Annotated in this window: 11 protein-coding genes; 4 read left to right on the forward strand and 7 right to left on the reverse strand. The window is 45.8% G+C overall.

Annotation, left to right across the window (positions count from 1 at the left end; genetic code table 11):
* Positions 1-53: 53 nt before the first annotated feature.
* From ACT6R0_RS14110 to ACT6R0_RS14120, 3 genes are all read right to left on the reverse strand, one after another.
* Positions 54-1,370: a dihydrolipoamide acetyltransferase family protein gene (locus ACT6R0_RS14110; RefSeq protein WP_444654163.1), complete on the reverse strand. Its 1,317-nt coding sequence runs from the start codon at positions 1,368-1,370 to the stop codon at positions 54-56.
* A 91-nt stretch (positions 1,371-1,461) separates the two neighbouring features.
* Complete coding sequence (locus ACT6R0_RS14115) at positions 1,462-2,631, reverse strand: glycosyltransferase family 2 protein (RefSeq protein ID WP_444654162.1); 1,170 nt, start codon at positions 2,629-2,631, stop codon at positions 1,462-1,464.
* Positions 2,632-2,759: 128 nt separating this feature from the next.
* Positions 2,760-3,188: an Hsp20/alpha crystallin family protein gene (locus ACT6R0_RS14120; protein WP_444654161.1), complete on the reverse strand. Its 429-nt coding sequence runs from the start codon at positions 3,186-3,188 to the stop codon at positions 2,760-2,762.
* A 164-nt stretch (positions 3,189-3,352) separates the two neighbouring features.
* Here ACT6R0_RS14120 and ACT6R0_RS14125 point away from each other — a divergent pair, with 164 nt between their 5' ends.
* Positions 3,353-4,534: a DUF1624 domain-containing protein gene (locus ACT6R0_RS14125; RefSeq protein WP_444654159.1), complete on the forward strand. Its 1,182-nt coding sequence runs from the start codon at positions 3,353-3,355 to the stop codon at positions 4,532-4,534.
* 117 nt (positions 4,535-4,651) lie between these two features.
* Here the strand turns inward: ACT6R0_RS14125 and ACT6R0_RS14130 are convergent, their stop codons facing one another.
* The gene (locus tag ACT6R0_RS14130) at positions 4,652-5,455 is read right to left on the reverse strand and encodes a WG repeat-containing protein (RefSeq protein WP_444654158.1); all 804 of its coding nucleotides are present in this window, start codon (positions 5,453-5,455) and stop codon (positions 4,652-4,654) included.
* Between the two features lie 229 nt (positions 5,456-5,684).
* Between ACT6R0_RS14130 and ACT6R0_RS14135 the strand changes: the two genes are divergently transcribed.
* Complete coding sequence (locus ACT6R0_RS14135; RefSeq protein ID WP_444654156.1) at positions 5,685-7,556, forward strand: ABC-F family ATP-binding cassette domain-containing protein; 1,872 nt, start codon at positions 5,685-5,687, stop codon at positions 7,554-7,556.
* A gap of 75 nt (positions 7,557-7,631) precedes the next feature.
* Positions 7,632-8,264, forward strand: coding sequence for a hypothetical protein (locus ACT6R0_RS14140; RefSeq protein WP_444654155.1), 633 nt, complete (start codon positions 7,632-7,634; stop codon positions 8,262-8,264).
* A gap of 71 nt (positions 8,265-8,335) precedes the next feature.
* Here ACT6R0_RS14140 and ACT6R0_RS14145 read toward each other — a convergent pair whose 3' ends face one another.
* Together ACT6R0_RS14145 and ACT6R0_RS14150 are read right to left on the reverse strand one after the other, a co-directional pair.
* Entirely contained in the window at positions 8,336-9,019 is a 684-nt protein-coding gene (locus ACT6R0_RS14145; RefSeq protein WP_444654153.1) for a hypothetical protein, read from the reverse strand.
* Positions 9,020-9,398: 379 nt separating this feature from the next.
* Positions 9,399-9,971 carry a hypothetical protein gene (locus tag ACT6R0_RS14150; protein ID WP_444654152.1) on the reverse strand — a complete coding sequence of 191 codons (573 nt, stop codon included), beginning with the start codon at positions 9,969-9,971 and terminating at the stop codon, positions 9,399-9,401.
* Between the two features lie 99 nt (positions 9,972-10,070).
* Here ACT6R0_RS14150 and ACT6R0_RS14155 point away from each other — a divergent pair, with 99 nt between their 5' ends.
* Entirely contained in the window at positions 10,071-10,538 is a 468-nt protein-coding gene (locus tag ACT6R0_RS14155) for a glycosyl-4,4'-diaponeurosporenoate acyltransferase CrtO family protein (RefSeq protein WP_444654151.1), read from the forward strand.
* 41 nt (positions 10,539-10,579) lie between these two features.
* Here the strand turns inward: ACT6R0_RS14155 and carB are convergent, their stop codons facing one another.
* On the reverse strand, positions 10,580-13,432 hold the full coding sequence (carB, locus tag ACT6R0_RS14160; protein WP_444654150.1) for a carbamoyl-phosphate synthase large subunit: 2,853 nt from the start codon (positions 13,430-13,432) through the stop codon (positions 10,580-10,582).
* Positions 13,433-13,579: the final 147 nt, after the last annotated feature.

Here is a 13,579-nt window from a genome sequence, read left to right on the forward strand (position 1 = left end):
CATAAAAAAAGCCCCGACAGAATCGAGGCTCCAATACTATATTTTCCAAAAAATTAATAATCCCTGTTCACATCAAAGGCTTCAAGATAATCGGCTACGCGCTTAACGAATGACCCTCCCAGCGCGCCATCTACCACCCTGTGGTCGTAACTGTGCGAAAGGAACATTTTCTGGCGGATGCCGATAAAGTCGCCTTCAGGTGTTTCAATTACTGCCGGCACTTTACGTATGGCTCCAAGGGCAAGGATACCCACCTGCGGCTGGTTGATGATCGGTGTACCGAACACACTGCCGAAAGTACCTACGTTAGTAACTGTATATGTGCCGCCCTGAGTATCATCCGGCTTCAGCTTGCCGGCTTTTGCGCGGTTGCCAAGGTCGTTCACGGCTTTCGCCATGCCTACGATGTTGAGCTGGTCGGCATTCTTGATCACGGGAACGATAAGGTTACCGTTCGGGAGCGCCGCCGCCATGCCCAGGTTGATATTTTTCTTTTTGATAATATATTCGCCATCTACCGATATGTTCATATCAGGGAAGTCTTTCAGCGCTTTTGCCACAGCTTCCATAAATATCGGCGTAAAGGTAAGCTTCTCACCTTCCCTCTTCTCGAATGCGTTCTTAACCTTATCCCTCCACTTCACAATGTTGGTCACATCTACCTCGATGAACGACTGTACGTGAGCCGATGTCTGCACCGACTGTACCATGTAGCCTGATATCAGCTTGCGCATGCGGTCCATTTCCACGATCTCGTCACCACCGTTAACCGAAACAGGCATTGCTTTTTGAGTTGGTTGTGGGTTGTGGGTTGCCGGTTGGTTTTGAGTTACAGGTTGCGCGTCCACAGTTCCCCCTTTGGGGGTTAGGGTGCGTGATCTCACATAATCAAGGATGTCATTCTTTGTTACCCTTCCTTCCTTGCCGGTCCCGTTGATAGACTCCAGTTCTGCTAAAGATATGCCTTCTTCTTTGGCAATGTTCTTTACCAGTGGCGAGAAGAATTTGTCAGAACCTGAAAAATCTGCCGGGGTTGTAGCGGTTTCCTTAGCCGCCGATACCGATCTTTCAAGCACCTCAACATTGGCTGCGGTAGTTTCCTCTTTCGGGGCATCTACAACTACGCCGCCTTCGGTCTCGATATAAGCTATGGTCTGGCCTACCTGCACCACGTCGTTCACCTGGAAAAGTATCTCCGTAAGCGTACCTGACACTTCAGACGGCACTTCGGAATCCACTTTATCAGTTGCAATTTCCAAAACCGCCTCATCGGCCGCAATGTGGTCGCCCACGTTCTTCAACCAATTGGTAATTGTCGCTTCTGCAACGCTTTCCCCCATTTTGGGTAATTTCAGTTCAAATTTTGCCATATCGTTAACCTAAAGGTAAGATTAGTATTTCAGCTTGCGAAATTAACAAAAAAAACAACCCGATGCCTTTTTGTGAATAAATATTCGCCAACTATAACGTTTTTTCCGGTGCCTCATTATCCATCAATGTCACTTCGCCCCTGCTGTCGCTGCTATCACTGCCAAGTATAAAATCGCACCCTGCAGGCCGTATGCGGAAAGTATAGCATTTGTGCCTGTGGTTCTGCATGATGGCGATGATCTCGCCAAAGGGCAAGAGCTCGTTATCCAGTATTATTTCAGTACAGCTGTTGGTCGAGGGCAGCACATTGCGCTCGTACTGTGCAAAGCGTACGATCTTTTTGCCCGTAGCCATTTCCAGTTGGCGGCAAAGCTCCTCGTCCTTAGAGAACAGCACATAGTTGTCCGCAGGCGAAACAGCAGCTTTTTTTCGCTGTTTGGATCGTATGAACAGTGTGCTGCCCAGCGTGAGGAAGCCATCCATCAGGAATGCCCCCCGGAAATGCTTTTTGTAGAAATCGCGCATTGCCCCGGTGAACCGCTTCGTGTAGGCCGCATCGCGAACTGTGCTTTCACCTTTATAATGTATGATGGCAGTGGAAGGAAAATAATAATTGTGCAACCCCATTTTTTGGAGCGTGTAGGAAAGATCTACATCCTCCCCATACATGAAGTAGCGTTCGTCAAAACCGCCCGCATCGAGGTATACCTGCCGGTCCATGAGCATAAAGGCGCCGGGAAGTATGTCGATCTCGCCGGCCTCATTTTCATTCAGGTGCTGGGCGTAGTATTTGTTGAACAGCCCCCATTTCGGGAACAGTTTGTACAGCCCCGACATCTTGGTCATCGCCACCCAGGGCGTAGGCAGTCCGCGCTTGCTTTCGGGAAGGAAATTGCCGGTACCGTCGATGAACTTTACACCAACCATCCCTAATTTATTTTGCCTTTCGGCGAATGCCAGTGTTTTTGCAAAGGTATCTTCGGCCACTACCGTATCAGGGTTAAGAATGCAGATGTATTTTCCTTTGGCTGCGGCCACACCTATGTTATTTCCTTTCGGGAACCCGGAATTCTCTTTATTTTCGATAAGGTTTATCCCCGGAAATCGCTGCTTTACCATGGCACAGCTGTCGTCGGGCGAATTATTATCCACCACGATGATCTCGCCATCAATGCCTTCCATGGCCTTTTGCACACTGATGATGGATAGCTCCAGGAAGTAGCGGACGTTGTAGTTTAGAATGATCACGGATAACTGCATACGCAAAGATAACAAGTTGCATTGAGAATGCGGTAATTTGGTTGTACGGTAATTTTGGTAGCTCCGGTTAAATAAAACAAAAAGCGCTTCCTGTCAGGGAAGCGCCTTTCAAACCAACCAACCAATTATTATGAGATCTCGATCGATCTTTTAGCTTTAGGCAATGCCTCTTCTTTTTTAGGAAGGACCAACTTAAGGATACCGTCCTGATAAGCGGCATTGATATCGTCTTCCTTTACCGTTTCAGGCAACGTGAACGACCTTTTAAAGGAAGTGAAACTGAATTCCCTACGGGTGAATTTACCGTTTTCATCCGTATTTTCTGCTTTTACTTCAGCAGAGATGGTGAGCAGGTCGTTGTCAACCTCGATATTGAAATCTTCTTTTTTCATACCGGCAGCCATCAATTCTACTGTGAATGACTGCTCTGTTTCGCGAATGTTTACAGGAGGTACAGCCTTGTGGGTGTATTGCGTACCACCTAACAGATCTTTAAACAATTCGTCCATTACTGTTGGAAAAGCCCTGTTTGCCGTGTTGCGTTTTACTAAGTTCATATTGTAATTTTTTAAGTGTTTGACTTTTAAATTTCATAGTGAACAGTCAACTTTTATTCCGATCACATTTTCACAGACAAAAAGTCACTTATGATGACTTTTTGTCTGTTTTGTGATAACGAAAGTATTTATTGTATATTTATACCAAACCAACAAACTAACTGATGGATAAGACATTACAGCGCATTCAATCCATAGACGTGTTGCGCGGCATCATCATGATCTTCATGGCACTGGACCATACCCGTGATTTTTTTCATATTGACGCAATGACCGATCAGCCTGAGAACATGGATACCACAACCCCCGCGCTGTTCTTTACGCGGTGGATCACACATTTTTGCGCGCCGCTGTTCGTGTTCCTTTCCGGCACATCCATCTACCTGCAAAGCCTCCGAAAAACTAAAAAAGAACTGGCGTTATTCCTGCTCACCCGCGGACTGTGGCTCATTGTTGCCGAATTCACCATTGTCGGCTTCGGATGGAGCTTCAATTACATGTTCAATTTCTTTTTCCTGCAGGTAATATGGGCCATTGGCGCGAGCATGGTACTTTTATCTGGACTCATTTTTTTACGATACTGGATGCTCTTTGCCCTTGGCATCCTGATAACCGTGTTACATAATCTGCTGGACACCCACACTTTTACCGACCCGATAATGGACGTGATAGCCAACCTGTTCCTGCTCACCGAATTTGACATGATCCCGCTTGGCGGCGGCGTTGCCCTGATGTGTGCCTACGCTGCCGTGCCATGGACAGGCATCATGCTGCTGGGTTATGCTTTAGGCAAATGGTACCGACCGGAATTCGATCAACTGCGAAGAAGGAAATTGCTGCTCTCTACCGGACTTGGCATCATCAGCCTGTTCGTACTCCTGCGCCTTGTCAACGGTTACGGTGATCCCAAGCCATGGACAGAACAAAAAGATGCCGTGTACACTTTCCTGTCCTTCCTCAACGTAAACAAATACCCTCCCTCCCTCATTTATGCCTGCATGACGCTTGGCCCGGCGATGATCGCACTGGCATTACTCGAGAATGTTCGCAACCGTGTTACCGATCTCCTGAATGTATTCGGCCGCGTGCCGTTCCTGTATTACCTGCTGCACGTATACGTTATCCATTTGCTGTGCGTTGGCCTTTTTTATGCAGAGGGCTATACTTTTGCAGACAATTTCAGGCTGGACATGGCATTCGGGTTCCGGCCAAAGGAAAATTTCGGGTTCCCACTCGGCATCGTCTACCTGATCTGGATATTAGTTATCGTTTTATGCTGGTTCCCGACAAAGCAGTACGAGAAATACAAGCGGACACATAAAAAATGGTGGCTGAGTTATGTTTAAGGACTTAGATATACAGAGGTGGTTCAGGAACGAACCTGTCCGTATCAGAATTAATAAGGCGTTATAAATAATCATTGTTATTTATAACGCCTTCAACAAAAAGGCAAAAATATTTCTCTATTTCCTGTGATACAACTCCTCAAGCGTGGCGTAAGTTATCGGCACCACTTCTTTTCCCGTATTATCCACCATTCCCCATTTGCCATTGTATTGCACCCAGGCAATATTGTTCCTATATCTTGCCACTCGCTCATATTTAACCGGAACGATCTCTTTACCAACTTTATTTACGACACCTGCACTACCATTTATCTTAACGATCGCCCCTACTTCCCCATTACCATCCTCTTCTTCAAAATACAGCGCCTCATCATATCTAAAGGGTACAACCACTTTAGCGGACTTATCTATGGCACCATACTTTCCGTTTAATTTTACGCTGGCAATGCCTTTCCTAAAACTGTTCGCATCTTCATATTTAGGCGCGATAACCTCTTTTCCTGTTGGGTCCATAAAACCCCATATACCATTGCATTTTACACGGGCAAGACCTTCAACAAAGGAATCATTCTCATCATATTTAAATGCGGTAACCGCTTTGCCTGTTTTATCAATAAACCCCCTCTTACCATTAAGCACCACAGAGCCAAGTCCCTCCGAAAAACCATAACTTCCCTCATATTTGCAGGGGATCACCAACTTTCCGGCCGTATCAATATATCCCATCTTGTCATCAATTTCTACCTGTGCCAGACCTTCACTAAAATCCATAGCGAAGCTATAAGTCGGTGGAATTACCACTTGTTTTGTCTTCCAGTTTTTATAGCCATATTTTCCACCTTCTTGAAATCGGACTAATTCCTGTGCCTGTACAGCTAAAAAAGTACTTAATATAAATACTAACGTTATTAATTTTTTCATTGCGGTTTGTTATTTAATATTCACGAAATGTAGTCTTTTAAATTGTACAATAAATAACTACTAGTAGGTATTTTTAATAGTCATATTTTTCTTTCAGCTCTGACATTTCACAGTTAAACAATATACCGACTAATAAAAACATTGTTAATGTACTATCCCACATCCTGCTAATTAGCAGCATCAATTTTTAATTCGTAATTAATACGTTACTTTTGCAAAAAATCACACAGTGAATTACCTTTCAGTAGAGAACATATCCAAGTCGTTTGGGGAGCGCACGCTTTTCGAGAACCTTTCCTTCGGCATCAATAAAGACCAAAAGATCGCTTTCGTAGCGAAGAATGGCACCGGCAAGACCAGCATCCTTAAAATACTGACCGGCGAAGACATGCCTGATACGGGACAGGTCGTGATCCGCAAGGAAATAAAGATGGCATTCCTTTCGCAGGAGCCGAAGCTGGATCCGGAACTTACCATTGAGGAAAGTATTTTTGCGTCAGACAATGAGGTATTAAAGATAATTTCGCAATACGAAAAAGCCCTTGAGAACCTTGAAGACGAAGATGCCTACCAGAAGGCTTTTGAGAAAATGGAACTGCACAATGCCTGGGATTTTGAGACCCAGTACAAGCAGATCCTTTCCAAATTAAAACTGGAAGACCTGAAGCTGAAAATAAAGAACCTGAGCGGGGGGCAAAAAAAGCGTGTGGCACTTGCCATCATCCTGACAAGCAAGCCCGACCTGCTGATCCTCGATGAGCCTACCAACCACCTCGACCTTGAAATGATCGAGTGGCTGGAGAACTACTTCGCAAAAGAGAACATGACATTGTTCATGGTGACGCACGACCGCTTCTTTCTGGAGCGTGTATGCAATGAGATCATCGAGCTGGAAAATGGTAAACTTTACCAATACAAAGGTAATTATTCGTACTACCTCAACAAAAAAGAAGAGCGCATTGCCGCCGAGAATGCCAGCATTGACAAAGCAAAGAACCTGTATGTAAAGGAACTTGACTGGATGCGCCGCCAGCCTAAAGCGCGTACGACCAAGTCGAAATCCAGGCAGGATGATTTTTATGTCATACAGGAAAAGGCCCACAGCCGCCGGAAGGAGCACCAGGTAGAACTGGAGATCAACATGGAGCGCATGGGCAGCAAGATCGTAGAGTTGCATAACATATCTAAAAAATTCAAGGATAAGACGATACTGGAGAATTTCAGTTTTAACTTTAAAAAAGGAGAGCGCATTGGCATTATCGGGAAGAATGGTACCGGAAAGTCGACGTTCCTGAACCTTATCACCCAGACACTCCCTCCCGATAGCGGCAAGGTCGTGATAGGCGATACTATAAAACTCGGCTATTATACCCAAAGCGGTATCAACCCAAAACCGGAACAGAAGGTTATTGACATCATTAAAGAATTTGGCGAATACATCCCGCTGGCAAAAGGCAAGATAATATCGGCAGCGCAATTGCTGGAACGCTTTCTTTTTGACCGTAAAAAGCAATATGATTTTGTAGAGAAGCTGAGCGGTGGTGAGCTGAAGCGCCTGTACCTGTGCACGGTCCTGATACAAAACCCCAACTTCCTGATACTGGATGAGCCAACGAACGACCTGGACATCGTAACGCTTAACGTACTGGAAAGCTTCCTGCTTGACTATCCGGGATGCCTTTTAGTAGTATCGCACGACAGGTATTTTATGGATAAGATCGTAGACCACCTGTTCGTTTTCCGGGGTGAAGGCGCCATTGAGGATTTTCCGGGCAACTACAGCGACTTCCGCACTTACGAAGATAGTGCCGAACCAGCAAAGGAAGAACTGAAACCCGTTGGCGACAATGCTAAAAAGAACTGGAAACAAAATAATGTGAAGGCGGGGCTTACTTTTAATGAGCAAAAGGAATACCAAAAGCTGGAAAAGGAAGTAAAAGACCTGGAACGCGAAAAAGAAGCCATTGAGAAGCAATTTTCGGATGGGTTGATCGCCGATAAGGACATTGCCCAAAAGGCTGCCGACCTTGAAAAAGTACTGAAAAGCCTTGAAGAAAAGACCGAAAGGTGGTTTGAGCTCGAAATGAAAATGGAGGAATAATAGGGTTGAGCCGCAGCCGCAGTTTTCAGGTCTTAAACTGCGGCTATGACCGCGACTGAAAACTGACACTATTTTATGAGTACATTATCCTATACACGATTCTTATGGCGCTCGCTGGACGATCACGGCATCCATTCGCCATTCATGTTCCATTTCGTGAGCAAGGCTTTTTACGCTAAAGGGCCGCGCCTCTCCAAACGAGAGCACCGTGGGCAAAATATGCAGATCCCCTATCCGCAGGCCGAACTCCTGTACCGCATAGTGAGCTACCTGCGCCCCGCAAAGTCATTTGTCCTTGGCGAAGATGCTGATAAGGTGATCGAAATGCTGCGCTATGCCGGAGAGGAGAATAAGATCAAGCTGTGGTTCTTTTCGCCATTGGCGCCAATACCCGGCGGAACCGACTTTGCCGTTATAGCCGAAAATAACAAAGAAGCCGTACTGGCTTCCTTTAAAAAGATCGTTTCGAATTCGCACAATGATACGGTGTGCATCCTCCCCAATATACACGCAAATGCACAACTGGAAGCCTCATGGCAGGCCATCCTGGATCACGAGAAAGCTACCGTTACGGTTGATGTGTACCATTTGGGCATCATCTTCTTCCGAAGAGAGCAGGTGCAGCAGCACTTTATGGTACGCCCTTCAAGATCATTTTTTAGAGATGCGCTCATCGGCCTGAAGAGCGGCTACGGATTGTTGGGCTGATTCGCACAAAACAAAAAAGAAGGCATACCGAAATATGCCTTCTTCCTGAATTAATCAACCAATTATTATACTTAGTTCGCTTTTTCTTTAGCGTTTTTGTTCTCTTCACCTTTCGCGGTCATACGCTCCCAACGGAACTTAGGCGCGAATTTTAGCTTGATGTTAGCGATCTTACCATTATCAGAAGAAGAAAGGCCTTCTTTCTCAACAGTGTTTTTCCTTGCGTCAAGCGCTTCGTACCAAGCCTTTACTTTGTCAAGGTCCTGCCTTGTATACTCGTCCTTTTCAGCATCAAATGTTTCGTAGAATTTAGTGTATACATCAAGGATGTTGTCTTTATTCACCCAGGCAAATGTCATGTCATTTCCTACAACATTGCCAGGCCCAAAGAATTTGTCAGCCATTGGGTTACCTGCAGGGGTAGCCGCTGCTTCTGCTTTCGCTTTCGCTTCATTTTCAGCCGCCATTTTTACGCCGTCATACTTTGTTTTGCTCTCCTCGATCCTCTTTGCAGAAGCTTCGTCGTTTTCAAGAGCTGTAAGCGCCGCTTCAGCTTCCGATACCCTGCGTTGGTGTTCAGCATCGATAGCAGCCCAGTTGGCAGCCCTTTCAGCAGCGTCAAGTCCGTTCACAGAGTCAACGAATACTACATAGTGATCTACATTGTGCTCAGCAGTTTGCTTAGCCTCATCCTTACAAGATACAGCACCGGCAGCAACAAGCACAGTACCCAGAACTAAATTGAATCTTTTCATGGTTGTTTTGTATTTTTAAGTTACATTATTGAGTGACCAAAATTACAATACAACCAGTCATATTTCAAAATTTTAAGTTTTTTATTAAGAATAGTTTAGTAATATTATGAGTGTTTTATGAATTTTAAGAATTCGTTAACTATAATCATCTAACCCAACTATGGATAATAAAAAGCCACTCCGTAAGAAGTGGCTTTTTTATGAGGAGTTAATCCCTCTTATTTTTCTTTTCCCTTTTTTCCTCTTTCTTTTCCTTTGCGGTTTTAAGAGGCTCCTTCTTTACGTTCTTTTTAGCATCCTGACTCTTTGCCATAATGTGGGATTTAATTGATTACAGGTCTAATATACGGAATTTAAAGGAATGATACAGGGCACAAAATTAAATTCCCAATTCCTTAATTACCTTTTCGCTGAACAACCTTGTTTTAATAGGTCCGTCGCTATTATTAACGAACATCCATTTACCATTCGTATCCTTATCCCAAACGGCAACGGCCTGCGATCTCTTGATGATAGTAAAGGAATTGTCCTTTTTATCGAAAGTAACGTTATCAGTCTTCAGGTTGGTTTTCAAAGAGGCCAGTAAAAACTCCAATTCATCATCAGCAACCGGCTCATCAAAGCGCATTTTCATATTCAGGTCATGAGTGAGCACGCTATAATGTCCACCGTCGATCTTTTTTATCTCCCCAAATTTGAAATTAGGCGGTGTAGGCGCTATGGCAATAGTGAAACCTTCACCTTTGGTCATACGCTGCAATATCTCGACCATTTTATCGCGGGGCACGATCGTAAAAAGCTTAGGATAAGTAAAATCCAAAAGTTTCTCATATTGTTCCGAAGCTGTGTAACCGTACATTTGGTTGGCGCGCTCTTCAAGGGACTTTTTGTCCTGCGCGAATATCGTTATTGAGGATATAAGTAAAACCGAAAGAAGGATGAGTTTTTTCATTTTGTAAGTTTTGGCAAAGATAACCGTAATGCACCCACCAACAACCAGGCCAATATAAAAAACAAGTTCTGTTTTCTTATATTTGACAAAATTCGTAAAATGATAGTCGCTTACATATTCGGATCAATATCCATCGCATTCGCTTTTTCAGTCGTAGGATTACTCATTAATAACGCAATAAAACATACAGGTTTTTACAAGAGGCTCTCCCATTTTAATTTTGTAACCAGCGAAAAAGCGAACCGCTATCTCGGCGTACTTTATTTCAGACAGATACTGGTAAGATCGTTCTGGAGGCATTTGAATCCTGCCTTAAAGCTTACCCAAAGGCCTGACAGACAAAAACTACGATCCCTAAGGAACGAAATGACATACGCAGAGATCAGCCATTTATTTGCTTTCCTATTGGTTGCGGCAGTCGCTATTGCAAGCAAAGTATGGCATTATCGCGAACAGGGCATATCGGCGCTGATCATATCCAATATAGTTTTTCACCTTTATCCCGCTTTAGTACAGCAATATAATAAACGCAGGCTTGACAGGATAATAAAACGATCAAACACATAAAAAAATCCCTTTGCAGGGATTTTATTATTTGACAGAAATGACTACCTGCTCAGGTACATTTTCCTTCTTGAATACAGCTCGTAGAACTGGTCGTCCTTAAGGTCGTCGATGAAGAGGATGCTTTCCCCTGTCGATTTCATTTCAGGGCCCAGCTTTTTGTTTACGCCCGGGAACTTATTGAACGAGAACACCGGCTGCTTGATCGCATAGCCCTTTAGCTGTGGGTTAAAGGTAAAGTCGGTTACCTTATTATGGCCGAGCATCACTTTGGTCGCGTAGTTCACATACGGCTCGCCATAGGCTTTCGCGATGAACGGCACTGTGCGCGATGCCCTTGGATTGGCCTCGATAATGTATACCGTATCGTCCTTGATAGCGAACTGTATGTTGATCAATCCAACCGTTTTAAGGGCAAGGGCGATCTTCTTCGTATGGTCTTTTATCTGCTGCATGACGAACTCGCCCAGGTTGAACGGCGGCAATGTCGCATTCGAGTCGCCCGAGTGTACACCACATGGCTCGATATGCTCCATGATACCGATGATGTACACGTTCTCGCCATCGCATATCGCATCGGCTTCGGCCTCGATGGCACCATCAAGGTAATGGTCGAGCAGCAATTTGTTGCCCGGTATGTTCTTAAGCAGGTCGATAACGTGCTCCTCCAGTTCCTGCTTATTGATCACGATCTTCATGCCCTGGCCACCGAGTACGTACGACGGGCGCACTAACAGCGGAAAATCGAGCGTGTCAGCCAACTGTGATGCCTGGTCAGCATTCTCTGCCACCCCGAATTTCGGGAATGGTATGCCCAGTTCGGAAAGCAGCTCAGAGAAACGGCCGCGGTCTTCAGCAAGATCGAGTGCGTCGAAGCTCGTTCCTAATATTTTTATACCGTAGCGGTCGAGCTTTTCAGCCAGCTTAAGCGCCGTTTGCCCACCCAACTGTACGATCACGCCTTCCGGCTTCTCGTGGCGGATGATATCGTAGATATGCTCCCAGAATACCGGCTCGAAGTAGAGCTTGTCAGCCGTATCAAAATCGGTCGACACGGTTTCCGGGTTACAGTTGATCATGATGGTCTCGTAGCCGCATTCAGATGCCGCCAGTACACCATGCACGCACGAGTAGTCAAACTCGATACCCTGTCCTATCCTGTTCGGCCCTGAGCCAAGAACGACTACTTTCTTTTTATCCGATACAATGCTTTCATTATGTACGTATCGTGTACCGTCGGCCTTCTCGATCTCGGCCTCAAAAGTGGAATAGTAGTACGGTGTTTTGGCCTCGAATTCAGCAGCACATGTATCAACCAGCTTGTACACGCGCTTTACACCCATTTCCTCGCGCAGGTTGTACACCTGGCTTTCCAGGCAGCCCATCATGTGTGCGATCTGCCTGTCGGCGAAACCTTTCTGCTTGGCTTCTAAAAGCAATTCTTTTGGAAGGTTGTCTATTTTGAAAGTGGAGATCTCCTTTTCAAGCGAGTACAATTCCTCGTACTGCTTCAAGAACCACATATCGATCTTTGTTATTTCATGGATGCGGCTTAGCGGTATGCCCATCTGTATCGCATCATAGATCACGAACACCCTGTCCCAGCTCGCATGGGTCAGCTTATCAATGATCTGCTCATAATTTTTATAACCTTTACCATCGGCTCCAAGGCCGTTACGCTTTATTTCCAATGACTGTGTTGCTTTGTGCAGTGCCTCCTGGAACGAGCGCCCGATGCCCATCACCTCGCCCACTGACTTCATCTGCAGGCCAAGGGTACGGTCGGCACCCTCGAACTTGTCGAAATTCCAACGCGGTATCTTTACGATAACATAGTCAAGCGTTGGCTCGAACAATGCCGAAGTCGATTTTGTGATCTGGTTTTGAAGTTCGTCAAGGTGGTAGCCAAGCGCCAATTTTGAAGCGATCTTAGCGATCGGGTAACCAGTAGCTTTTGATGCCAGTGCCGAAGAACGCGACACACGAGGGTTGATCTCGATCGCTACGATATCTTCCTTCTCATCCGGGCTTACGGCAAACTGCACGTTACAGCCACCCGCGAAGTTCCCGATACTGCGCATCATCTTTATCGCCATGTCACGCATTCTCTGGAACGTCTTGTCCGATAATGTCATGGCAGGTGCAACCGTGATACTGTCGCCGGTATGGATGCCCATCGGATCCATATTCTCGATTGAACAGATGATCACCACATTGTCGTTCTGGTCGCGAAGGAGCTCCAGCTCGTATTCTTTCCAGCCTAAAAGGGCTTTGTCAATAAGTACTTCGTGAATTGGGGAAGCTTCGAGGCCGCGGGTAAGCAGCTCGTCGAAATCTTCTTTATGGTGTACGAAAGCCGCCCCGGTACCCCCAAGTGTAAAGGATGGGCGGATAACCAGTGGGAAACCGAATTCCTGCGCGATCTCTTTTCCTTTAAGAAATGAGTTGGCTGTTTTAGCCGGCGCGGCAGGTATCTCTATCCTTTCAAGGAGCTGCTTGAACTGCTCCCTGTCTTCGGTAATGTTGATCGCATTGATATCTACCCCTATCAGGCGTACATTGAAGTCGGCCCAAATGCCTTTTTCCTCCGCCTCAAGGCAAAGGTTCAGCGCGGTCTGCCCGCCCATGGTTGGGAGTACGGCATCGATGTTTGGGTGCGCCTTTAATATTTCAATGATAGACTTTGTGGTCAGCGGCTTCAGGTACACATGGTCAGCCATAGATGGGTCGGTCATGATGGTAGCCGGATTGGAGTTGATCAGGATCACCTCGATACCCTCTTCCCTGATGGAGCGCGCCGATTGTGAGCCGGCATAATCGAATTCGCAGGCCTGGCCGATAACGATAGGCCCCGAGCCAATAATAAGAACGGATTTAATGGATGTGTCTTTAGGCATTGTATGTGTTGTCGTTGTAGTTTAGTGTGTGCAAATTTAGTGAATTTTAGCCTCACCCCCTACCACCTCTCCAAAAGAGAGGGGAAACTCAGCCGCAACAGTGGCGGGAAGAGTATAGCTGCTCCCTCTCCGAAGGAGAGGGGTTAG

Source organism: Flavobacterium sp., from assembly GCF_052437795.1.
Taxonomy (GTDB): domain Bacteria; phylum Bacteroidota; class Bacteroidia; order Flavobacteriales; family Flavobacteriaceae; genus Flavobacterium.